Consider the following 269-nt stretch of genomic DNA (forward strand, 5'->3'; position numbering starts at 1 on the left):
GGCGACACTCGCCCCTGATTCGACTGGCGCTGCTTCGGCATCCAGATCCTTCCATGGATAAAGGCCAGTTCGCCTTCCTTGGCTCGCGCTCATAAACACACTCGCCACTGGCGAGCATTCGCCCTCAGCTACGCGATTGTCATCAACGCCCTGCGGCCGCTTCGAGCGGGAGCCGGTGCATTCTGTGAGAATGGAGTAGTTTGAAATATCTGAAGAGTTTGCAGACATACGCCTATTTTCCAGGCATAGGCGGGACTGTGACCGTCGAA

At 56.5% G+C, this 269-nt stretch carries 1 protein-coding gene; it reads right to left on the minus strand.

All coding sequences use genetic code 11. The annotated features are described in order from the left end of the window. Positions 1-228 (minus strand): hypothetical protein (locus RC73_RS21170; RefSeq protein WP_235370000.1); only part of this gene is annotated, 228 nt, incomplete at its 3' end. Positions 229-269: the final 41 nt, after the last annotated feature.

This window comes from Shewanella sp. ECSMB14102, from assembly GCF_000813075.1.
Taxonomy (GTDB): Bacteria; Pseudomonadota; Gammaproteobacteria; order Enterobacterales; family Shewanellaceae; genus Shewanella; species Shewanella indica.